Here is a 22,070-nt window from a genome sequence, read left to right on the forward strand (position 1 = left end):
AATAAATTCAACTGTTTTAACTTTGTGATTAAATCACTATTAATTTTATGTTATATCTAAAATGTATAATTAAATGATAATGAATAGTTTGAACCCGGTTTATACTTAAAGCTGGTTTCATTAGGCAGATTTAGCTCTTTATTGTCATAATACACGTTTATCGCATTGTTTAAGATATCGCTTGCATTAAGTTTCAGTTCCCCTTTACCATTGAAAACCTTATATCCTACTTGGAAGTCCAATACATTACGTGGTGCTTCCCAAGTACTTGCGAATCGTACTCCACTCGCTTGAGTAATACGTTTTCCAATTCTATTATACAAGAGATTTACACTTAAACGGTTCTCGAGCGCCGTATGTTGCAACCCTGCATTAATCACGTAAGGGGACTGTCCAACCATAGGTCTCGTTTTGTCTATATAATCTAAATCCGTCGGATTTTTAACTTTAGAGTGCACTAGTGAAACATTTAAATACGCAATCGTATTCTTTAAGGTCTCTTCCTCCTCATCGATAAATCCAAGATTTTTTCGTGCCTCCAATTCCACTCCGTATAAATCTGCTTTAGGAGCATTAAAATAGCTGATGTCGGGTGTAGAGTTCACATCATAGCGGAAAGGTTCGATCGCATCTGTAAAACCTTTATAAAAGGCTGAAATTGATAATATTTCTCCAGCCTTCGGATAAAACTCAAATCGGAAATCAACATTATTAATTGAGCTTCGTTTAAGTCGCTCATTACCGTTAATCATCGCCATATTTTCAAAATCATAGAATGAAAAAGGCGCTAATTCCCTAAATTCCGGACGAGCGAGAGTCCGGTAATAAGAGGCTCTCAAATTGGTCTTCGGCGTCAAGCTATACGTCATATTGATCGAAGGAAGAAAATCCAATTTAGTGTCGTCTACACTTTTCTCTATATTGCCAGATAAAATTCGATAAGCATCTATTTGAACATTGTAGTTTTCAACCCGTAAACCATATACTATCCGTAGTTTGTCTGCAAATTTCTGATCTAACATTGCATAACCAAATGTGGATAGAGATTTTGCATCATATATATCACCATCCCCCTTCACTTCTCCAAACTTATAGACATTTTGATTTATTAGATCAGCAGAAAAAATTTGATCAGGTGCCAATTGAAGTATTCGGGTCTGATCTTCGGGACTTACTGCTAGCGAATTGAATTCGAAACCGACAAAACGTGCGTCAAAGTTACGTTTTCGATATTGTGCTCCCCCACCAGCTTTTAAAGTACTCGGTACACTTAGAAAATTCAGCGGTGTAGAATAGCTAAGTTCACCCGAAAATATATTTTCTTTTAAGTCTGCAAACAATCTTGAGTTGGCCTTTCCTACGGTAGTTAGATTCGCTAAGTAAGGCACTGAAGGATCATTTATATAGTCTTCATGCTTCTGATAGTTGATTTTTGTTTGGTTAGGCTGATTATTACCAATGTTACTCCATGATGCCGTCCATTTTAATTTATCATTTTTTTCGCTCAATACATGCTCACCTTCTAATGTTGACTTAAACAAAGATTTCTGCATTATGTCAAATGCATAGAACTTATTGATAGATGACGAGCTCGCATCTGTACCATAACGTTCAGTATACGTATTGTCGTAAGTTCGGTTATATAAGTTCTTCCAGGTAATTTTACTTTTACCAAACGTATACCCAAAATTTGCAAGTGCACCTAAGTTAGTAGAAAATTTATATTGTTGATCTTGATAGTCATATGTGAACCAATTTCGCTCGATATTCGGCAAGATAGTCTGAGAGTTCCGGTAATTAACAGAGAATAATGCTCCAAAACGACTATCGTCTTTATATTGCTTTACCTTTCCCAAAGAAAATTGATAAGTTTGGGATGGTAACGCACTTTTATTTTGAACAGAATAATCGTTCGGCAGCGATTTAAGGGCTAAACGTTGCCACTTTTGAGAAAGTCCGGCGTCAACATTGGTACGCGATGGAAAGTTTTTTGCAAGTTGGCTTGAACCGTCATCAAAACCAAAGTAGTTACTAAAATTCTTCTTTGTTTGTAAAAAATCTTTAAATGTAGATGCCGAGTTATAACCGTAGCCCACACCGAAGGAAACGAAATTCTTATCAGGTATATCTTTTGTTGTAATTTGGACGGCGCCGCCTGCAAAATCCGCCGGAAGATCTGGCGTTGCAGTCTTTGAAATTGTAATCTTATCAATCAATGCGGATGGAACGATATCAAATGAAAATGCCCGACGATTGGCTTCAGTGCTCGGTAACACGGAACCGTCCATCATTGCTACATTATAACGGTCACTCAATCCCCTGACAATTACAAACTTATTATCTTGTATAGTCGTTCCACTGACCCGACGCAAGGCCTCCGATGTATTTTTATCAGGTGACCTTCTAATTTGTTCACTTGAAATTCCATCAGAAATTAACGCGCTATTTTTTTGCTGAGCATATAATGCTCCAATGGATTCTTTCTTAAAAGAACCGGTTACCACAACCTGATCCAATACCTTACCTTCAGAATTATCAAGTACAATATCCAAGTTGGTCATGTCATTTGCCTTGATTTCGACTTCTGTAATCTGTTTCGTGGCATATCCTAAGTATGCATATTCCACAGTGTATTTACCAACAGGCAACGCCGGAATACTGTATTTGCCAGACACGTCCGAGCTCCCTCCTCTTGAAGTGCCTAAAACACGAATAGTCACACCGGTAAGAGTTTCTCCAGTTTTACTATTTGTGATAGTCCCCATTAACTTCCCGCTACTCTGTGCATAAACAGTTGTTGACGCAGCTACCGCTAGAGTAATGACAGCAGCGATTCTTTTGAGTTGTAATTGTGGTTCCAATTTATTTTGCTTTTTGTTTCTGCAAAGCTATCCTCAGAATATTATATTAACATTAACAACGAATTACCATTACGTAAACCACTTGTTAACTTAATGTTACGAATCAACCCACAGTACCACAATTCAAATAAAAAACGTACTTTAAACACTATTAGACCGATATTTCAGCCTTATTAACTCCATCATATTAAAGCAGTGTAATAAAATTATTAAGCTCAAAAGTTATTAACATTGTGCTCATGTTGTGTTCTGATGATGACTTTCTATCTGTACTGAAGTAGCTTTTTCTTTAAGGCTTCACAAAAACTTCCCGATGTAATTTACCCTTACTCCAATGAGGCGCGCTTTTCCATTTAGGCTTCACAAAACTTCCCGATGTAATTTATCTTTACTCCAATGCAGTGCACTTTTCCCTTCAGGCTTTGCAAAAACTTCACGACGTAATTTACCCTTACTCCAATGCGGCGCACTTTTCCCTTCAGGCTTGGCAAAAACTTCACGACGTAATTTATCCTTACTCCAATGCAGCGCACTTTTCCCTTCAGACTTGACAAAAACTTCACGAGGTAGTTTATCCTTACTCCAATGCGACGCACTTTTCCTTCGAGGCTTGGCAAAAACTTCCTGATGTAATTTACCTTTACTCCAATGCGATGCACTTTTCCCTTCAGGCTTCGCAAAAACTTCCTGATGTAATTTACTTTTACTCGAATGCGATGCACTTTTTCCTTAAAGTCAACCACGGTAGCTGGATCGCCTTAAATATGTCCCTATGAACACCAAAAGCCGTTTTTGAAAGAATACTTATTATATTTCAATAATAAGATGGGATAAAATCCCGCCAAAAAGTGGTTTCCGTTTTTTGTATTTTGGCGGAATATTACCTCTTAGCGGCTTTCTCCGCTGTAACAAGATTGATCTATTGTTGCAATATTATTGCATATGCAAAGCAATTTCTCTAAGTTTGAATATATTTTCAATTCTGAGGTGTATGAGCAATCCAATCGTATCTACTAAACAGCTATCATTCCGGTATAACAAAGCCAAAAGCATTGTATTTCCTGACATTCATATCGAAAAAGGCGAACATACGCTATTGCTGGGGGATTCAGGAACTGGTAAAACCACCTTGCTCAATATATTAGGTGGCTTGTCCCGGCCTGAAACCGGCACAGTAAAGATAAATAGTCAGAACCTTGCCGAGCTCTCTAATAGTAAATTGGATCACTTCCGATCGCAGTATATCGGATTTATATTTCAGGAAGCTCATCTGCTCAAAAACTTAACCTTAGTGGAGAACATCAAACTGGCGCAATCTCTGGCGGGGGAGAAAGTTGATGTGCAACAAATTCATCTGGTACTGCAGCAGCTACAGCTGGAGCACAAAACCGAGGCCTACCCCAATGAACTAAGCCGTGGACAGCTGCAACGGGCTGCGATCGCGCGTAGCGTTATTAACAAGCCTGCATTGCTGATCGCCGACGAACCGACGGCCGCCCTCGATGACAACAATACCAACCGGGTACTGGAACTACTTCTACATATCGCCGATACAGCTGGATCGACCCTGTTAATCACAACACACGATAAACGGATCAAAGAAAGGTTCTCTAAAATGTACCTTCTGGCATAACCGGTTTACTTTATTTATTCATTATCCTCTTAGTTTTTAGAATTCGTTATGAACACAATACAACTGGTCTGGAAAAATCTAAGTAGACAGTTTGGATCTGTCTTCCTGAGTATCTTACTCACAGCGTTTGGCATTTCCATCCTTGCGGTCCTGTCCATTACCGGCGACACGTTTGAAAAGCAGCTTGACAACAACAGTAAAAATATAGATTTAGTGATAGGCGCCAAAGGTAGTCCGCTACAGCTGATTTTGTCCAGCGTGTACCACATCGACAATCCTACGGGAAATATTCCCTTGGACCAGCTGGAGCCGCTACGTGATAACCCTCTTGTACGCCACGCTGTCCCTTTGTCTTTAGGAGACAACTTTAAGGGACACCGCATTGTGGGAACCGACTCCAGCTTTCTGATGATCTATGAAACTAAAGTAAAGGAGGGACGACTCTGGCAAAAGAATTTTGAGGTAGTTATCGGCGCCCAGGTCGCCAAAAAACAACAGCTCAAAATCGGTGATAAAATCAACAGCTCCCATGGGCTCAGCAAAGATGGTCATAGCCATGACGAGCACCCTTTTACAATTGTCGGGATCCTCCAACAAAACAACAATGTCACCGACAACCTGATACTGACCAATCTGGAAAGCGTCTGGGACGTGCATGGCATCGGCCACGACCACGCCGAACACGAAACTGCTGCGGAACGGGAACAGCGTGAACGTCAGGAGGACCGGGAAGAGACCGTGAAAGCACATCTGCATCACCATGGCGAAGACTTACCGGAAACGACCACTTCACCTGCCACCCAAGGTCATGACGATCACAACCATGCCCATCATGACCATGATCACGATCATGAAGATGAAGATGAAGGCACCTTTGTTAAATCGATCGGGGCGGATATGATTACCCAAAATGGTCTCGAAATTACCGCCATATTGGTCAAGTATCAATCCCCTGCAGCAATAGGTATATTGCCCAAAATGATCGATCAGCAAACAGACATGCAGGCTGCTTCTCCTGCCATGGAAAGCACCCGCTTATTTTCGCTGCTAGGCGTAGGCATAGATTCTTTGGCAATCCTCGCCTATGTCATCATGCTGATCGCAGGGCTGAGCGTATTTATCAATCTCTACAACGCTTTGAAACAACGCAAGTATGACCTGGCAATCATGCGCACACTTGGCGCTTCTAAAGCAAAACTATTCACCATCGTATTGCTGGAAGGACTCGTAATCACTATTGTCGGTGGACTAGTAGGCTTAATACTCGCTCATCTTGCCCTGTATTACATCAGCAACCAGACAAGCCAGAGTGCCGACTTTATTGAAGCTTTTAGGCTTCATCCAAAAGAATTGGTATTTTTGCTTGTTGCGTGCATCATTGGCATACTGGCAGCGTTGATTCCGGCGATCAAAGCGTACAGAACAAGTATATCCGGAACATTGTCAAATAAATAGTGTATAAAAGGTGATAGAGGAAAAAAGAAAATGAAAAAATTGATTACAACATTCGCATTTATTGTATTTTGTATAGTTAATACTCATGCACAGATCGGGAGCAATCCAGATGTGCCGGACCATACGCCCATGATGAACAAAACATGGGACGCCATCGATAAAATGGCTTATAAAGTCAGCTATAACGGTGCAAAGAAAGTTTATACACCCTATTATCCCAAAGAGCTCAAAGCACTCGAAAATAAAGTCGTTGAGCTACCGGGTTATATGGTACCGCTGCACAGTGGGCGCAATCACAAAAACTTTATGATGTCTGTATTACCTGTCATGCAGTGTCAGTTTTGTGGGTCCAACGGTATCCCCCCGATGGTTGAGGTCACCCTAAAGGGCGGCGCAATTAAATTTTCGGAAGACCCGATAAAGCTTAAGGGAAAAATGATCTTTACAAAAGATCCATTAAAAGGAAATTCGGAAATACAGATTATTGACGCAGAGGTCGTTAAGTAGGCAAAAGGCAGGATGAATAGCCTATCTATTCAGCAGCGAGATCTCCAGGCAAGCGGCTAATGCTGCTGTTTCGGTACGCAGACGTGCTTCACCGAGAGAAATGGGTTGAAACCCAGCTTGTAGGGCAAGCTCAATTTCTTCAGCAGAGAAATCTCCTTCTGGGCCAATCAGTACAATATAATGCTGCCCAGGTTGAAAAATCTGATCTAAATACTTCTTATCGGATTCCACACAATGAGCGATGGCCTTCTGTACGTCTTCTACAGGAAGTCTACTCAAAAATTGTCTAAAAGATATAGCAGGATTCAGTTTAGGCAAATAGGCCTTTAAGGATTGCTTCATAGCAGCTACAATCACTTTGTTCAGCCTATCCAGCTTAACCTCTTTACGTTCCGAATGTTCACAGATGATAGGCGTAATTTCCTGGATGCCCACTTCTGTAGCTTTCTCTAAAAACCACTCTATACGGTCTATATTCTTTGTGGGACCAACCGCGAGATGTAAATGATACCTCGGCTGCTGAAAGTCCTCCTCAACTTTTAAGATGGACAATACAGTACGTTTGGGATGTGGATCTATGACTTCCGCTTCATATAATCCACCTCGGCCGTCAATAAGATGCAGGCGGTCACCGCTATTCATGCGCAGGACACGAATGGCATGCTTACTTTCCTCTTCACTGAGGACAAAGTTTTTGAGTGAGGGATCGATATCGGGAGTAAAAAATAGTTGCATGACCTGATACTTATGCTCTTATTCTTCCAAATCCTCATCAGCCGATTCGACCAATTCTAATTTAACAAACTCGATATTTTGCTGGGCTTTACGGATGATGGTAAAGATATAACCATATTCTTCCTTCCGCTCGCCGACTTCGGGAATCTTATCAAAAATTTCACTTACCAGTCCAGCCATGGTGTCATAATCCTGACTTTCAGGCAACTCAATCGGTAAAAACTCATTGACGTCGTGAATGCTCGCTCCTGCATCTACCATATATTCCGTTTCGGATATACGCTCTACTACCGGTGTTTCTTCATCGTATTCGTCCTGAATCTCGCCTACCAACTCTTCGACTATATCTTCCAATGTAGCCATCCCCGCTGTACCACCAAATTCATCCAGTACAATCGCCAGCTGCAGACGCCGTTGCTGAAATTCTGCCATCAGATCATTGATCTTTTTGGTTTCCGGAATAAAGTATGGCTTACGCATGATATTTTTCATAACCACCTCTTTACCTTTGGCCAGCAAGGGCAAAATATCTTTGGTATGGACAATCCCGACGATCTGGTCGATGTTATCTTCATAAATTGGAATACGGGAATATCCCTCTTCTGTCATCGTTTCGATCAGTTCCGAAGCATCTGCAGTGACTTCAACAGCGACAATTTTAGTTCGTGGTACCATGATATTCTTGACGATACGCTCATTAAAATCAAACACATTTTTGATCAGTTCGTGCTCAGAAATATCCAGCGCACCAGACTCTTTTCCCTTGTCCAGCAGATATTGCAGCTCTTCGGAAGAGTGTGCTGATTCGCCTTTCGTTACTTCAAAACCCAAGATTTTCAGCAAGAAATTAGCAAAGCCATTCAATATCCAGATGAAGGGTCTAAAAATAAAATAGAAAAATTGCAAAGGTACTGCAATTTTCATTGTGGTTGCAACTGGCTTCTGAATCGCAATCGACTTAGGGGCCAATTCACCAAATACGATATGCAACACGGTAATGATCGTAAAGGCTAATATATGACCTGCATTTTTTGCTATTGCTCCTGTCAGCTCAACCCCAAAAAAACCTAATGCCCCTTGCACAATTTGGGTCATTACAGCCTCTCCGACCCACCCCAAGGCAAGTGAAGAAAGTGTAATACCCAATTGTGTAGCGGCCAAATAACCATCCAAATGCTCTGTTATACTTTTGGCTATTGTAGCTACTTTGCTACCTGTTTTTGCCTGAACTTCAATTTGGGAGACCCGGACTTTGACAATAGCAAATTCGGCAGCAACAAAAAAACCGTTGGCCAATACCAAAAACAATGTCCAAAAAATATCGAGCGCCATGCTTGGGGTTATTTGTTAACAAATTCTTTTTTGTACAATTCGATAGCCTCAACTAAGATTCTCTGTGCTTCGTCTCTTCCCTTCACCCCTTCTACCACAACATGTTTTTTCTCTAAAGCCTTGTAGCTTTCAAAGAATTGTACAATTTCTTTCATCGTATGCGGCGGCAATTGATCGATGTCTTTGATATAATTGAATACAGGATCATTTTTAGCGACCGCAATGATCTTGTCATCTTGCTCACCACCGTCAACCATGTTCATAACGCCAATAACCTGAGCTTCGACTAAAGTCAACGGCAAAATATCTACCGAACAGATCACCAAGATATCCAGAGGATCCTTGTCATCGCAATATGTCTGTGGAATAAAACCATAATTGGCTGGATATACGACAGATGAACTCATCACTCTGTCCAGAAGCAACAAACCTGTTTCTTTGTCTAATTCGTACTTTCCTTTGGATCCGTTTGTAATCTCAATGATAGCATTTACGGCATTTGGCACATTCTCACCTGGAGAAACCATGTGCCAAGGGTTTTGTTTACTCATTTTTTATTTACTGTATATTTTGTTTGTTTTTTTTGTCTTTTATCCGCTTTTTAAGCAGGGTAATAGCAATAGGCATGAATGCAATGACGATCATCCCCACGATTACATACTCTACATAATGAATAATCCAAGGGAATTCAATCCCTAAAAAATATCCTGAAAGGGTCAATACCAAGACCCAGATCAAAGCTCCACTGATGTTATATAAAACGAATTTCTTGAAATCTAATTTTACAACACCTGCAAAGATAGGTGCAAAAGTACGAACTATTGGAACAAATCTACCTATAATTAATGCCGTGCCGCCATATTTATGATAAAATTCCTCGGCCATCACTACATATTTGCGCTTGAAGATGAGACTATCCTTACGCTTAAACAACATGGGGCCGGCCCGGTATCCAAACCAGTACCCCGTAAAATTACCCAGTATACCCGCTCCCAATAGGCCGATACAAAGTGTATAAATACTAACATCTATCTTGTGAAGGGCACAGAATAATCCGGCTAGGAATAAGAGGTAGTCACCTGGGAGAAAAAAACCAAAAAACAGACCCGTTTCGGCAAATACGATTAAGATAACTAAATAAAATCCCCCCGAACTCAATAGCTCTTCGGGATTCATTAATTGTTGAAATGACAACAAAAGTTCATGCATAACTTTTAGTAAAAATCAATGTTGTTTCTCTTTTTTTAGAATCAAAATCTACTTTCTCGCCTGTATAATTTAAAACAACAAAGTACAAATATAGTATTCTTCTAAACAACGAAAGTAAATCAAGTGTAATATAATCTTTCGTCCTTATTGATTTTGAGTAGTTATGCTGATAATGGACTCCCTAATCGTCTCGGCGATCTGACTGAGTTCCTCATTGCTCAACGTTAGCTTTGGCCCTGCAAAATTTAGATCGCTGATCTTATTGATCGGAACCAGATGGATATGCGCATGCGCAACCTCCAATCCGACGACAGCAACACCAACTTTAACACATGGAATTACTTTTTTTATCCCTTGTGCAACAATTTTCGCAAACACCCAAAGTGCCATGTATTCATCATCATCGATATCAAAAATGTAATCCGTCTCCTTTTTTGGAATCACCAGTACATGCCCTTTGGCCACGGGACTAATGTCCAGAAAAGCCAGAAAATCATTACTTTCTGCCACTTTATAAGCTGGAATCTCTCCAGCAACGATTTTTGAAAAAATTGTCGACATATTATTCAATATTGGAATAAATCTTAATTTATATACGATCCACTAAAGCTGACAAGATACAGGAACATTGCCTTTTTCTAAATCATCAGCCCTTTCAGCGTTCATTGTTTTAACAAATATAAACAAAAAAGGTCGCGATTGCTAGAATCCGACCTTCTTAATATAAAGTTAATTTGTGGATGTGCGGTTATGGCATACCGCACATAACCGACAAATGTTATCTTGAAATCTCTACAATCTCAAATTCAATTTTACCTGCAGGCACCTCAATGACGGCGGTATCGCCTTTTGATTTACCCAACAACCCCTGTGCAATAGGAGACTTAACCGAAATCTTACCAGACTTAAGATCTGCCTCAGACTCCGCTACCAATTGATAGGTCATCACAGCACCGTTCTTTTTATTTTTGATCTTGACAATAGAAAGCGCCAAGACTTTGGACGTATCGAGCTTCGATTCGTCAATCAAACGCGCTGTAGCCAAGGTATTTTCCAAATTGGCTATTTTAGCCTCATGTAGTCCCTGTGCCTCTTTCGCGGCATCATACTCCGCATTCTCCGATAAATCGCCTTTGTCCCTCGCCTCTGCAATCGCATTGGCAATTTTAGCTCTTCCTTCCGTCTTCAGATAAGCTAATTCTTCTTTAAGCTTACGCAATCCTTCTTCCGTAAAATAAGTTACTTCTGCCATAATTTTATCTTTTTCTTATTTTCTACATTTTAAAAAAGAAACAAGACCATATTACCCTCGTCGGGTAACATGGTCTTGCTTTCAATCTATACGAAGATAATAATTGTTTTCAACAAAACAAATTCATCCGTATAAAATTTGTCTATTGACAGTAATCGGTCCTATCAGGACTCCTCATCATCGACAAATTTGTAACCCAAGCCCCGTACTGTCTGCAGATAATGCGGTTTGTCCGGATTGGTTTCTATCTTTTTACGCAGACGCACAACGTGCATGTCAAGCGTGCGTGTATTTACATTTGAACTGTAGCCCCACACCACTTCCATCAGTTCCTCCCGTGTGATCTCCCGCCCAAGGTTCTGTAGAAAATGTAACAGAATCCTGTTTTCCAAAATTGTCAGTTCCACCTTCTTACCATCACGGATCAGAGAGTGAATATTCGGATGATGCTCCGTCTGTCCAAACTTATAGATCTCGGGACTATTTTTAGGCAAGAAAAATTTCACCTTGTTATCTATCATAGCGATCAATACATCCATATTGAATGGCTTGCTGATATAGTCCGTCACGCCAAAACTATACGCTTCAATTTTGTCCACATCTTGGGATTTTGCCGTCATCATAATAATGATGTTCTCAAATCCTGCTTTGCGTACATCTTCACAGATCTCGTTACCTTCTTTTCCCGGAAGCATCCAGTCCAATAAAACCACGTCGGGTCTTTTTTCCAGAATCAAACTTTCTGCTTCATTCCCATTTCCGCTTTGAATGACTTGATAGCCCTCAGATTCCAATCGATGTTTTACCAAGAAACGCAAGTTCTCATCATCTTCAATAACAGCAACAGTGATGTCTTTGTTCATATTTAAATTTATTTTTAAACCGGAAATACCAATGTAAAGGTGGTCCCCTGACCCAGTTGACTTTTTACTGTAATATCACCACCGATAAATTCGGTAATCTCTTTACAGAATGCCAGACCTAAACCAATACTTCCTTGCTGATTATATTGACTCTTTATTCTATAAAACTTTTTGAAGATATTGTTAAACTCTGCCTTCTCTATTCCAATGCCTTCGTCCTTAAATAGGATAACAAAATTCTTCTTGTTTTGTTGTATGGCAATATCCAGGATTTTATGCCCTGCTTTCGAATATTTGTAGGCATTGTCTATCATATTCTGAAATACACTGCTCAACAATACTGGATCCGCAAGCATAGATGTTCGTACATCAATTTTTGTGCTAATTTTAAAATCAGGATATTTTATTCGAGAAGAAGCAACAATATTTTCCGTAAATTCCTTCAGATCGACCTCTTCCTTATTTAATTTTATTGTTTTATTTTCGATCTGGCTAAAGGACAATAATTTGTTCATCAAATTGTTGAGCCGGTCAGCCTCCTGATCCAATATATTCCCGTACATCCTCCTTTCATCTTCTGAAAGCACCTGCGCACTTTTAATATTGTTTCCAGCAATTTTAATAACGCTCACAGGTGTTTTAAACTCATGCGTCAGGTTGTTGATGAAATCATACTGCAATTTAAAAAGTCTTCCGTTAATTTCTAAATTTCTATAAATTAAATATAGAATCGCAATCAAAATAATATAAATCAGCGATATACCGCCCAGTACAGGCCAAAAACTACGGTTAATCTCATCGGAAATAAAGTTTTTACTCGATCTGAAAAGCAGTTTATAATCAGCAAGAGCTCCCGGCAAAGGCATTTCTGTGGAGATCTCATCATTTTCTGGTGTTATTGGTGCCCCCACTAAAGGTACAATTTCAATCTTCTCGTAAAGATTGGGATAGCTATTTTTGACTTCAAGATACATTGGATCAATCTGAAAATTAAACATATCTTGTTCATAGCCTACGGTGTGATCCAAATTACCCTCCATAATGGATTTGTATACAATCAAGTCATTGACTCTCGGAATATTCATATATGTAATCTGCCCGGGCCGGATCGTATAAAAGACCTTTAATATATCTTTATCCGACAGCTTTGCATTAGGCTGTAATTTATCAATATAAGTGGCTAGTTTGACCCCTATATTGTTGATATCTTCAGAATGCAGGCCCATCTGAGCACGGTCACGGATCGTATTTTTATACAATCCCGACCTAGAAATGGAAAAAAAAGTAATGGTTTTGGGCTGTATCCGCAAATTATTAACGATAAAACCATAGTTCAGATTATGATCGTTGTTTAGCTGAAGATCAAAAAAACCAATTTCACGTACAAACGGATAGGAACTCAAAATGCTGTATGCATACTTGCCCGCTTGTACGGAATCCAGAAAGCCCTGATAAAACGAAACTTCAGGGATTCTATTCTGGAAAAAATCGTTAAAAGGCACCAATGTCTGATCAAAAATTTCTGATTTCTTGTTTGTAAATTCATTTTTGATATGAGACTCCGTATAATTTCTGGCCAGAAAGAGCGCAAAAATGTACAAACCACTGATCGCGATTAAAAACACCAATAGTAGACCATAATTTTTTCGGTAGCTGTATTTCGCTGCTTTCATAGTTTGCCCCTAATCTACGAGATATTTTGCCAAAAATCGCTCCAGCTCGTTATAATAGCCGAAGACATTCTCATCTTTTTTAAAGGTTCTATCCTCATCTTCCTTTAAAAAATACTGCACGGGAACAGTGTTGTTTTTTAACTTCTGAACAAATTGGTTAGCATCGGTCACCGAACTGAAACGGTCTTTTCCTCCTTGCGCCAACAATACAGGAATTTTTACCTTATCAGAATGGAATACCGGAGAAATATTTTTAAACAATTCGGCCTCACGAATAGGGTTACCTACAATCTGATACATTTTCTGTACATAGGACTTGAAATAAGGCGGAATATCTCTAAAATAAGTGAATAGGTTAGTGTAGCCAGAATAGGACGCTGCACACTTATATAGATCCGAATTGAAGCAGGCGGCATGCAAGGCGGAATATCCGCCAAATCCTTTTCCTACAATAGCAATCCGGTTGCGGTCAGCAATCCCTTCTTTGACTAGCCACTTCACTCCGTCGGTAATATCATCCTGGATTTTACCGCCCCATTCCTTAAAACCCGCCGTCCAGAACTTCTTGCCGAAACCCGTCGAGCCCCTATAATTCATCTGGAAAACCAGATATCCTCTATTGGCCAAAAACTGTGCTTCATTGTCAAACCCCCAAACCTCACGGCCATTGGGCCCATCATGAGGCAGCACGACCATCGGTAAGTTTTTTCGCTTTGAATGTACTGGATAGGTCAAATAACCGGTTATCTGTTGCCCGTCCCGCGCTTTATACGTCACAAATTCATTCGGAGACAACTCCTTATCCTTCAGATCGGGATTATTATCGGCCAGCTTCGTCAGTTTTTTAGTCCGGAAATCATAGAAATAAATCCCCCCTGGGTTGACGTCGGTATAAGTTTTGATAATGATTCTGTCTCCTGAAACATCTGTATTCAATACCTGAAATTCAAAGCCTTCGATTTGCTTCGCCAATTGGTCGTATTTCCTTTTCGTTGCTTTATCAAAAAAATGCCGGCCTTGTCTTGAGGTGGTGTAGTTAACGAACAACAATCGGTTCTGCTCGGAAAAATATCCTCCCGGACTCATATCAACCTCTTTATGGCTGAATAGCTCGCCCAATTCCCTTTCATGTGACAGATCGTAACTGACCAAAGCGAGCTTGTCACGGTTGATGTTGGACAAGGCGTAAATAACAGACTGCGCACTATCTTTGTACCCCAAAGGGGTAAAACTACTCTCCACGTCACAGCGAATAATCTCTTTAAACGGGACCTTTTCAGACGCCCGGTAAAGGACAGATTGTTGTACAGAATCATTTGCAATTGCCAACCGCACCTTCCCGTCAGATGATACGATCCATGAGCTCATATTGCCCGGATTTTGAAGCACGAGTTCACGCGGCCGTCCGTCCAGATAAATACGATAAAGGTCAAACAGCGAAGAATCCCGGTCATTGATCCCTGCAATAAAACTCTCATCCGCGGAGACTGTAGCGTGTACCCATCTAAAACGCGCACGCACCGGTTTGATCAGCGGCCAGATTTTATCTGTTTTGATGTCTACGGCATACAGTCGCAAGCTGTCCTGCGAAGATTGCTCGGTCAAAAAAGAAATCTTTGAACTACTATTCCACACAAATGACTTAACATTAATATCATTCTGATAGGTCAACTGTTTCGAACTATCTTGATGTTGCAAGTCAATGAGATAAATATTTTTACAATGGTTATCAATACCGATATAAGCGATATAACGACCATCGGGAGAAATCTTAAAATTCGATTTTTCGGGTGTAGAAAAAAAATGGTTGATCGGTATAGGGTCGACTTGATGTTGGCGACATCCTAGCATAACTACACAAAAAAACAAAACAGTCCAAAATTGCAACCTCATAATCCCGAATACGTCCTTATCAATTAACTCAAATATTGTAATTAAATACCAAATTGCAGTGAATGCAACCTTATTTTTACAGATATCGTAAATTCAAATAACATTCAAACTTAGTTAAATTAGCTATCATATAAAAACGTTTTATTAAGCGGCGTACTTGATGCACTGGCCCATAAGCCTGTTTTGCGTACCTATTCATTTTTCTGTTAGCCATTTTTCCGCCCGCTGAGTATTCGGTTCAGTTACAGGCGCATTTCCGCGACATGAGAACCTGCTATTTACGTCTAGAATCTTTTTTACAATAGAAAACCTTATTTTTGCATATGTTTTTATATAATGTCTCAGTCATAGCAGAAGAAACAATCCATCAGGAAATTGTCACCTGGATTCTGGATAACGTTGTACAATCCCAAAAATTCGAGGTTCATTTTCTGCAGATGTTGCAGTCACCCCATGAAGGAATGACTTATTGCATACAAGTGGTACTCCCGTCAGAAGAACATATCGCGGATTTTCAACAGGTTCACCTGCTTCCCTTACAGGAGCTTGTTGCAGAAACGTACCAGGACAAGGTCTTCCTTTTTGACAGCACCATGAAGTATTTAAAAAAATAAAGAGCGTTCAGACGCTCTTTATTTTCTATATCATGTAACACAGCTTTATTTCCTGCTTTCATTTTCGGGTTGCCGATCGTTTTCCTGAATTTCCAAAGCCAGTTCGAATCGCGGGTCGTAGCTTATTTTAGGTGTCAGAAAATGAAGCAGAATCAGACGGGCATACCGGAAATTGAAAGGTGCAAAGAGCAAGATCGTCACCGCCAAGCCTGCAAGATACACCCATGGTGATTCGCTTCGGCTCAGCACCGCTATAGCCACAGACACCGAAACAATTTCGGCCACGGACAACGCATAACTGACATACATGGCTGCATAAAAATATCCCGGCTCGACTTCATATTTAACGCCGCAATGTGGGCAAACCTCATTCATATGCTGTTTACGCAAACTGTAAACCTTTCCTTCAAATACGTTCCCGACATGGCATTTGGGACATTTGGAATGGATCATCGCATGGAATTTAGATGTCGGCATTTCGTCTATTGTATCTCGTTAAAAAATTTCTTTGCAGGCACGTTTCGCTTGCGGTACTTTTTGTACCACAGAAAACCCAGACCTGCTGCTGCTAGATAAGGTATGGCCAGAAGAAACAGGATACCATCATTCAAGCCTTTTCCTTGCATATTCCCCTCTTTTGTAGAGTTTTCGGCATTCAAGGTACACATAGCGCATTGGGCCTGCGAAACAGATGCTGTAGAGCAGCTTAGGGCCACTATGATGACTAGATATTTAAACCATTTCATAGGACAAAGTTACTGAAAATTTAACGATTAGCGCAGCAGGGATTCAAATTTATCCCAAAAACCATCCTTGGGCAGCGATGCAACCAGTTCCGTCTTTTCTTTTTTGATGGGATGTGTAAACACAAGCGAACGCGAATGAAGACAGATGCTTCCCAGTGAACTGCCGCGGGGATACCCATACTTATTGTCCCCAACAATTGGGCAGCCCATGGCAGCCAACTGCGCGCGGATCTGGTGCGTACGTCCTGTCAGCGGCTCGATACGGAGTAAGTAGAATCCATTGAGCTCACCAACAAGCATATAATCGAGTTCGGCGTAGGTACCGCCTTTTACCTCACGTGGAAAAGCTTTCGTCACACGGGTCTGTCGATTCCGGATCAGCCAGTTGATCAATTTCCCCTCCGTCTTGCGGGGACGCTGCCGCACGATCGCAAAATAAGTCTTTTTCACGGACCGGTCCTGAAAAAACTTATTCATTCTTTCCAAAGCCTTGCTCGTTTTGGCAAATAAGATCATGCCGCTGACCGGCCTGTCCAAACGATGGATCACGCCCACATAGGCATCGTTGGGTTTATCATATTTATTCTTTAGATAGGCCCTTACCATATCTTCCAATGAAAGATCGCCCGTTTCATCCACCTGTACAATATCCCCCGCTCTTTTATTGATGGCAATCAGGTGATTATCTTCGTAGATTACATCCTTGTCTGTAATGTCCGGTTTATTCATATGTAATTATTTGGCGGTGCGGTCGACTCCTAGAAATAAGCTCCCAACACCTGTATTGTTCTTCAATAACAAAAGCATAAGCCTTCCTGCATAAAAAAGGCTCTACGCAAGCGTAAAGCCTCTTACCTATATATATCGCAGGCTTTACTGCGCACTGTCTGCCTTCAGCTGCTCTGCTTTTTTAGCTTCTTCTTTCAATTTCTTTTTGAAAAAGCCGCGCAGCAGGAAATTATGTTGTAGGGCTTCCATATTTTCATCCAATCTTGCTGTACTTGAATTTAAATTATTGATTGCCGATTTGATCTGATCGGCGGACGCCGGATCATTCAATAGAACACCAACGGCATTATCTTTGTCATTTAGACGGCTCGATGCGTTATTCAAATTATTGATCAGCGCGTTGGCTGTCTGCGCGACACCTTGCAGCTGCGCAGCCGACTGACGCAAATTAGAAAAAATGGCTGTATCTGTAGTCAAATCATGAATTAAGCCTTTGTTACTGTTCAACGAATTGGTCAATGTCACCAGATTTGCCGAAGCCTTATTTGCGTTATTCATCGCAGCGCTGATAGACAATAGTGTGGCACGCAGGGTATTGACCATGGAGGTATCTGTCAGCATTGCCCCCACCATACCCTTACCATCCGCCAGACCACGCGAGATTTCCACAAAATCTGTCGTTATTTTGGCCAGGTTCTCATTATTCACCTGCAATGTTTCCATCATCGCTTCCATATCAGCAGTTTTGGCCGAGCGCAGAAAATCACCGGTCTCCACAGTAGGCGCATTTTGCGATCCACCGGAGATAACCACAATTTTATTACCGATCAGACCGTCAGATCCCAATTTGGTCACGGCGTCTTTACGGATATACTCAGCAGACTTCTCTTCAATGGTCAGCACCACTTCCACGTCTTGCACACTTTTGAAATGGATATTTTTAATGATTCCCACTTTAACCCCCGAAAACCAGACGTTACTGCCGACTTTCAAACCTGCAACATCAGGAAAGGAAGTGGTAATCTCGATATTTTTTGTGAATTTCTTTTGCTGGCTGCCCAAAATAAAGATTCCGGCCAAAAGAATCAATACGCCTAAAAAAACAAAAATACCAACAATGATTGCTCTTTTATTTTCTGCCTTACTCATGTATATTATAGAATAAAATTATAATTATAAAACGCTTTTACGCGTTCGTCATCTGTATCAAAAATCTCCTCAAAAGATCCCTGTCTTTCAAATTTACCATCCAGCAACATCACGATACGATCGCCCACTTCCTTTGCGCAGGCCAGATCATGGGTGATGATAATGGAAGCGGTCTTGTAACGTTCCTGAACTTCATTGATCAGCCCATTGATGTCCAGACAAGTAATGGGATCCAGACCAGCAGTAGGCTCGTCATACATCATAATTTCAGGTCTAAGGATCAATGTGCGTGCAATACCAATCCGTTTACGCTGTCCTCCGGATAATTCAGAAGGCATCTGATTAATGGTCTGCGACAGTCCTACACCATCCAGCACTTCCTCTACAGCATAGTTGATCTCCGATCTTGTCAGCTTGCGCTTATTGCGCACCAACGGAAATTCCAGGTTTTCACGAACCGTCATACTATCATACAAGGCACTGTTCTGAAAGGAAAAGCCAATTTTGAGCCGCAATTCACGCAGCTGACGGTCATTCAAGCTGGTCACTGAATCACCTAGCACATTGATGGTTCCTTCGTCAGGTCGCAGTAGGCCGGCAATCAGCTTGATCAGAACCGACTTACCCGTTCCGGATCTTCCAAGCACGACAAGGTTCTCTTCTTTATATAAATCGAGGTTTACCCCTCTAAGCACATGATTATCGCCGAATGACTTGCTGACATTGCGGATCTCTATAACCGATTGAGAACGATCTATATCCAATTTAGCCTTTTCCATATACCTTTATCCAAAGAACGATAAAACCTGTACAATAATTATTTCCTCGATAAATACAAAGAACATTGAGGCTACTACCGCCGCATTGGCAGCCTTTCCTACGCCTTCTGTCCCTTTTGACGAAAAATAACCGCAATAGCAGCTTACCGCCCCTATCGTAAAACCGAAGATTACAGCACGAAGCACCATGGCTCCCAAATCCTTAAATGCAATGGTTTCAAAGACTTGTGTAAAAAAACTCAAAAAACTGAGATCGTCCTTGCTCATCATACTCAAATAACCACCTAATAGACCGATCCCTGCTACATAAAAACAGAGTACCGGAATTCCAATCGTTGTAGCTAAAATTCTACTAACAATCAAAAATTTATAAGGGTTAGTCCCGGAGACTTCCATCGCGTCGATCTGCTCCGTGACATTCATTGAACTGAGTTCGGCACCGATCTGAGACCCCACTTTACCAGAGGCGATCAACGCCGTCACCAAGGGTGCAAGTGCCCGTACAATGGCAATGGAAATCAAAGATGGCAACATTGAAGTCGCCCCAAACTCCTCTAGTGAAGGACGCGATTGTTTTGTGAATACAAATCCCACAATAAAGCCGGTCAGACTAATCAAAGGCAGTGATTTATAGCCTATTTCATAGCACTGACGGATAATCTCTTTGAATTCATATGGTGGAGTGACCAATTCGCGCCAAAACCGCAACAAGAAACGATGAATGTTTGCGAATTCTAGAAAAAAAGTCTGAAGTTTTTTAGCCATTTAAAATGATGTCTATTTCAAATTAATGTGTCATAAACACGTCTTATGCTGAACAAACACGTAACAATTCGAGCGGTAAAGGTAAATAAAAAATATGTATCTAAAATTGTCGTTTATGTAAAAAGATCATGAAATTGACTTTTATATCATAAAAATCAGAATTATAGTGTACCGATTAAACCATTCTATACGTTATGCTGTCATAATAACAAAGACAATAGCATAGAGTTTTGTCGCATTAAAAAAATTACAGAGATGAAAAATTTAGGCAACATTAAATATTGGGTATTGGGGTTGATCGGTGTCGCATCTTTTTCAAGCTGCGCAACTTCAATGGCCCAGAGAGGTAGCTATGTAGGATATAACAACTACAATTCGGGTGTCTCTTTCCAAATGTTCTACGACGAACTTTCGCCTTATGGACAATGGATCAACGATCCAAACTATGGCTATGTCTGGATTCCGGACGCTGGTCCTGATTTTCAGCCCTATGCCACCAATGGTTACTGGACCATGACAGACTACGGCAATACCTGGGTATCCAACTACGATTGGGGCTGGGCTCCTTTTCACTATGGCCGCTGGAATTACAACGACCGCTATGGTTGGGGTTGGGTTCCCGACTACGAATGGGGACCAGCGTGGGTCAATTGGCGTCAAAGCAGTGATTACTATGGCTGGGCTCCTCTTGGCCCGGGCATGAGCATCAATGTTTCGGTCAATATCCCAATGAATTTCTGGACCTTCGTCTCCGTCAATCATTTCATGAACCGGAATATGGATCGCTATTATGTAAACAGACGCAATTACAACAGCATATATAATAGAACGACAGTCATCAACAATACCACCATCATTAACAACAATTATTATGTGGGTGGTCCAAGAAGGTCAGATATTGAGCGCTCAACAGGACGGAGCATCGCCGTTAGCAGGATTACAAATGCGAATAGACCGGGCTCGGCTCGCACGAGTGCTAGTCGCACGAGAACTGGCGAAATTGCCATGTACCGGCCAACTGTAGACCGCAACACACGTTCGTCGGCGCGTCCGGCCAAGGTGGTTGACGTTTCTACACGAACACGCAGCAACAACAGTTCCATCGCTGACCGTAACAATCGCGTCATCTCCAATCGGGACAATATCAATTCGAGATCGGGAAATCGCGAACTATATATTGATAACAATGGTAATGCTTCGATAAGATCACGTAGCGAAAGTAACAATAATGGTGCAAGCCGCGGTTCGACTAGCAACAGCAGAACCAGAGACAACAGTTCCGTGGACAGAAACAATGTGAGCAGACAGCCCAATAACACGAATTACGATTTTAGAACGCGTACGTCAAATAGCAACCCTACTTCTACCAGTAGAAACAGACAGGACGGCACTGCTGACAACAGCGGGGTTGTCAGCAGCAGAACCCGTTCGGGCCAGCCAGCCTCACAACCTGATCAGATGACACGGAACCGTGGCTATGACAATGGCAGCAGGACGCGCTCCAGTCAGCCCGTAAATCAGCCGATGCAAAACCGAGGCTACGAGGGCGTTAGCAGAACCCGTTCGAGCCAACCAGCTTCGCAGCCGAGTCAACCTGCTCAGACTAGAGTTCAGCATAGAGGCTACGAGAATACTAGAAGCAGATCTTCTGCCCCATCCGTGGAAAGATCGAGCCAACAGGGGGCATCCTCTTCAAGAAGCCGGTCGTCCGAAAGTTCAGGCCGGGGTGGCGGTTCGGAAAGATCTTCTGGCGGCAGAACACGTTGAGAATAACTTAACTAAACAGAACAAAGGCGGGACAGTACATCTACTGTACCCGCTTTTTTTAAGACCCATCACCAATCTATCTTTTTCAAATCACAAGAAATGTATTCC

At 41.3% G+C, this 22,070-nt stretch carries 21 protein-coding genes; 5 read left to right on the plus strand and 16 right to left on the minus strand.

Going from position 1 to position 22,070, the window contains the following annotated elements; all coding sequences use genetic code 11:
• Nucleotides 1–56 precede the first annotated feature (56 nt).
• On the minus strand, nucleotides 57–2,861 hold the full coding sequence (locus K7A41_RS02230; protein ID WP_265712420.1) for a TonB-dependent receptor: 2,805 nt from the start codon (nucleotides 2,859–2,861) through the stop codon (nucleotides 57–59).
• 991 nt (nucleotides 2,862–3,852) lie between these two features.
• Between K7A41_RS02230 and K7A41_RS02235 the strand changes: the two genes are divergently transcribed.
• Genes K7A41_RS02235 through K7A41_RS02245 form a run of 3 tightly spaced genes read left to right on the plus strand, consistent with a single transcriptional unit; the run spans nucleotide 3,853 to nucleotide 6,456 of the window.
• Entirely contained in the window at nucleotides 3,853–4,494 is a 642-nt protein-coding gene (locus K7A41_RS02235; protein ID WP_265712421.1) for an ABC transporter ATP-binding protein, read from the plus strand.
• A gap of 48 nt (nucleotides 4,495–4,542) precedes the next feature.
• Nucleotides 4,543–5,949, plus strand: coding sequence for an ABC transporter permease (locus tag K7A41_RS02240; protein ID WP_265712422.1), 1,407 nt, complete (start codon nucleotides 4,543–4,545; stop codon nucleotides 5,947–5,949).
• A 30-nt stretch (nucleotides 5,950–5,979) separates the two neighbouring features.
• Nucleotides 5,980–6,456, plus strand: coding sequence for a hypothetical protein (locus tag K7A41_RS02245; protein ID WP_265712423.1), 477 nt, complete (start codon nucleotides 5,980–5,982; stop codon nucleotides 6,454–6,456).
• Nucleotides 6,457–6,477: 21 nt separating this feature from the next.
• Here K7A41_RS02245 and K7A41_RS02250 read toward each other — a convergent pair whose 3' ends face one another.
• From K7A41_RS02250 to K7A41_RS02290, 9 genes are all read right to left on the minus strand, one after another.
• Nucleotides 6,478–7,191, minus strand: a complete 714-nt coding sequence (locus K7A41_RS02250) for a 16S rRNA (uracil(1498)-N(3))-methyltransferase (RefSeq protein ID WP_265712424.1) — start codon at nucleotides 7,189–7,191, stop codon at nucleotides 6,478–6,480.
• A gap of 18 nt (nucleotides 7,192–7,209) precedes the next feature.
• The gene (locus K7A41_RS02255; RefSeq protein ID WP_037533168.1) at nucleotides 7,210–8,523 is read right to left on the minus strand and encodes a hemolysin family protein; all 1,314 of its coding nucleotides are present in this window, start codon (nucleotides 8,521–8,523) and stop codon (nucleotides 7,210–7,212) included.
• Between the two features lie 8 nt (nucleotides 8,524–8,531).
• A complete protein-coding gene (locus K7A41_RS02260) occupies nucleotides 8,532–9,074 on the minus strand; it encodes an inorganic diphosphatase (protein ID WP_265712425.1) in 543 nt (180 codons plus the stop codon).
• Between the two features lie 7 nt (nucleotides 9,075–9,081).
• Complete coding sequence (locus tag K7A41_RS02265) at nucleotides 9,082–9,732, minus strand: DedA family protein (protein WP_028069823.1); 651 nt, start codon at nucleotides 9,730–9,732, stop codon at nucleotides 9,082–9,084.
• 144 nt (nucleotides 9,733–9,876) lie between these two features.
• On the minus strand, nucleotides 9,877–10,293 hold the full coding sequence (locus tag K7A41_RS02270; RefSeq protein WP_028069822.1) for an HIT family protein: 417 nt from the start codon (nucleotides 10,291–10,293) through the stop codon (nucleotides 9,877–9,879).
• 217 nt (nucleotides 10,294–10,510) lie between these two features.
• Nucleotides 10,511–10,984 (minus strand): transcription elongation factor GreA, encoded by a 474-nt coding sequence (greA, locus tag K7A41_RS02275; protein WP_028069821.1) that lies wholly within the window; start codon nucleotides 10,982–10,984, stop codon nucleotides 10,511–10,513.
• Nucleotides 10,985–11,148: 164 nt separating this feature from the next.
• Entirely contained in the window at nucleotides 11,149–11,847 is a 699-nt protein-coding gene (locus tag K7A41_RS02280) for a response regulator transcription factor (protein WP_028069820.1), read from the minus strand.
• A gap of 14 nt (nucleotides 11,848–11,861) precedes the next feature.
• Nucleotides 11,862–13,520 carry a sensor histidine kinase gene (locus tag K7A41_RS02285; protein ID WP_265712427.1) on the minus strand — a complete coding sequence of 553 codons (1,659 nt, stop codon included), beginning with the start codon at nucleotides 13,518–13,520 and terminating at the stop codon, nucleotides 11,862–11,864.
• Between the two features lie 9 nt (nucleotides 13,521–13,529).
• Nucleotides 13,530–15,371, minus strand: a complete 1,842-nt coding sequence (locus tag K7A41_RS02290; protein WP_265712428.1) for a S9 family peptidase — start codon at nucleotides 15,369–15,371, stop codon at nucleotides 13,530–13,532.
• Nucleotides 15,372–15,736: 365 nt separating this feature from the next.
• Here K7A41_RS02290 and K7A41_RS02295 point away from each other — a divergent pair, with 365 nt between their 5' ends.
• Nucleotides 15,737–16,027 carry a DUF4286 family protein gene (locus K7A41_RS02295; RefSeq protein WP_265712429.1) on the plus strand — a complete coding sequence of 97 codons (291 nt, stop codon included), beginning with the start codon at nucleotides 15,737–15,739 and terminating at the stop codon, nucleotides 16,025–16,027.
• Between the two features lie 45 nt (nucleotides 16,028–16,072).
• Here K7A41_RS02295 and K7A41_RS02300 read toward each other — a convergent pair whose 3' ends face one another.
• The 6 genes from K7A41_RS02300 to K7A41_RS02325 form a co-directional block, all read right to left on the minus strand.
• Nucleotides 16,073–16,504: a DUF983 domain-containing protein gene (locus K7A41_RS02300; RefSeq protein ID WP_265712430.1), complete on the minus strand. Its 432-nt coding sequence runs from the start codon at nucleotides 16,502–16,504 to the stop codon at nucleotides 16,073–16,075.
• A 5-nt stretch (nucleotides 16,505–16,509) separates the two neighbouring features.
• On the minus strand, nucleotides 16,510–16,773 hold the full coding sequence (locus K7A41_RS02305) for a hypothetical protein (RefSeq protein WP_028069816.1): 264 nt from the start codon (nucleotides 16,771–16,773) through the stop codon (nucleotides 16,510–16,512).
• A 27-nt stretch (nucleotides 16,774–16,800) separates the two neighbouring features.
• The gene (locus K7A41_RS02310; RefSeq protein WP_265712431.1) at nucleotides 16,801–17,502 is read right to left on the minus strand and encodes an RluA family pseudouridine synthase; all 702 of its coding nucleotides are present in this window, start codon (nucleotides 17,500–17,502) and stop codon (nucleotides 16,801–16,803) included.
• Nucleotides 17,503–17,646: 144 nt separating this feature from the next.
• Nucleotides 17,647–18,651, minus strand: a complete 1,005-nt coding sequence (locus K7A41_RS02315) for an MlaD family protein (protein ID WP_265712432.1) — start codon at nucleotides 18,649–18,651, stop codon at nucleotides 17,647–17,649.
• A 5-nt stretch (nucleotides 18,652–18,656) separates the two neighbouring features.
• Nucleotides 18,657–19,430: an ABC transporter ATP-binding protein gene (locus K7A41_RS02320; RefSeq protein ID WP_265712433.1), complete on the minus strand. Its 774-nt coding sequence runs from the start codon at nucleotides 19,428–19,430 to the stop codon at nucleotides 18,657–18,659.
• 6 nt (nucleotides 19,431–19,436) lie between these two features.
• Entirely contained in the window at nucleotides 19,437–20,195 is a 759-nt protein-coding gene (locus tag K7A41_RS02325; RefSeq protein ID WP_028069812.1) for an MlaE family ABC transporter permease, read from the minus strand.
• Nucleotides 20,196–20,450: 255 nt separating this feature from the next.
• Between K7A41_RS02325 and K7A41_RS02330 the strand changes: the two genes are divergently transcribed.
• Complete coding sequence (locus tag K7A41_RS02330) at nucleotides 20,451–21,962, plus strand: DUF6600 domain-containing protein (RefSeq protein WP_265712434.1); 1,512 nt, start codon at nucleotides 20,451–20,453, stop codon at nucleotides 21,960–21,962.
• The last annotated feature ends 108 nt before the right edge of the window (nucleotides 21,963–22,070 follow it).

The organism is Sphingobacterium sp. InxBP1 (genome assembly GCF_026191775.1).
In the GTDB taxonomy this organism is placed as follows: domain Bacteria; phylum Bacteroidota; class Bacteroidia; order Sphingobacteriales; family Sphingobacteriaceae; genus Sphingobacterium; species Sphingobacterium thalpophilum.

What these genes read in the sequence shown, in the direction of transcription:
- K7A41_RS02235 (WP_265712421.1), top strand. Translation starts at nt 3,853, where the DNA reads ATGAGCAATCCAATCGTATCTACTAAACAGCTATCATTCCGGTATAAC.
- K7A41_RS02240 (WP_265712422.1), top strand. Translation starts at nt 4,543, where the DNA reads ATGAACACAATACAACTGGTCTGGAAAAATCTAAGTAGACAGTTTGGA.
- K7A41_RS02245 (WP_265712423.1), top strand. Translation starts at nt 5,980, where the DNA reads ATGAAAAAATTGATTACAACATTCGCATTTATTGTATTTTGTATAGTT.
- K7A41_RS02250 (WP_265712424.1), bottom strand. Translation starts at nt 7,191, where the DNA reads ATGCAACTATTTTTTACTCCCGATATCGATCCCTCACTCAAAAACTTT.
- K7A41_RS02255 (WP_037533168.1), bottom strand. Translation starts at nt 8,523, where the DNA reads ATGGCGCTCGATATTTTTTGGACATTGTTTTTGGTATTGGCCAACGGT.
- K7A41_RS02260 (WP_265712425.1), bottom strand. Translation starts at nt 9,074, where the DNA reads ATGAGTAAACAAAACCCTTGGCACATGGTTTCTCCAGGTGAGAATGTG.
- K7A41_RS02265 (WP_028069823.1), bottom strand. Translation starts at nt 9,732, where the DNA reads ATGCATGAACTTTTGTTGTCATTTCAACAATTAATGAATCCCGAAGAG.
- K7A41_RS02270 (WP_028069822.1), bottom strand. Translation starts at nt 10,293, where the DNA reads ATGTCGACAATTTTTTCAAAAATCGTTGCTGGAGAGATTCCAGCTTAT.
- greA (WP_028069821.1), bottom strand. Translation starts at nt 10,984, where the DNA reads ATGGCAGAAGTAACTTATTTTACGGAAGAAGGATTGCGTAAGCTTAAA.
- K7A41_RS02280 (WP_028069820.1), bottom strand. Translation starts at nt 11,847, where the DNA reads ATGAACAAAGACATCACTGTTGCTGTTATTGAAGATGATGAGAACTTG.
- K7A41_RS02285 (WP_265712427.1), bottom strand. Translation starts at nt 13,520, where the DNA reads ATGAAAGCAGCGAAATACAGCTACCGAAAAAATTATGGTCTACTATTG.
- K7A41_RS02290 (WP_265712428.1), bottom strand. Translation starts at nt 15,371, where the DNA reads ATGCTAGGATGTCGCCAACATCAAGTCGACCCTATACCGATCAACCAT.
- K7A41_RS02295 (WP_265712429.1), top strand. Translation starts at nt 15,737, where the DNA reads ATGTTTTTATATAATGTCTCAGTCATAGCAGAAGAAACAATCCATCAG.
- K7A41_RS02300 (WP_265712430.1), bottom strand. Translation starts at nt 16,504, where the DNA reads ATGCCGACATCTAAATTCCATGCGATGATCCATTCCAAATGTCCCAAA.
- K7A41_RS02305 (WP_028069816.1), bottom strand. Translation starts at nt 16,773, where the DNA reads ATGAAATGGTTTAAATATCTAGTCATCATAGTGGCCCTAAGCTGCTCT.
- K7A41_RS02310 (WP_265712431.1), bottom strand. Translation starts at nt 17,502, where the DNA reads ATGAATAAACCGGACATTACAGACAAGGATGTAATCTACGAAGATAAT.
- K7A41_RS02315 (WP_265712432.1), bottom strand. Translation starts at nt 18,651, where the DNA reads ATGAGTAAGGCAGAAAATAAAAGAGCAATCATTGTTGGTATTTTTGTT.
- K7A41_RS02320 (WP_265712433.1), bottom strand. Translation starts at nt 19,430, where the DNA reads ATGGAAAAGGCTAAATTGGATATAGATCGTTCTCAATCGGTTATAGAG.
- K7A41_RS02325 (WP_028069812.1), bottom strand. Translation starts at nt 20,195, where the DNA reads ATGGCTAAAAAACTTCAGACTTTTTTTCTAGAATTCGCAAACATTCAT.
- K7A41_RS02330 (WP_265712434.1), top strand. Translation starts at nt 20,451, where the DNA reads ATGAAAAATTTAGGCAACATTAAATATTGGGTATTGGGGTTGATCGGT.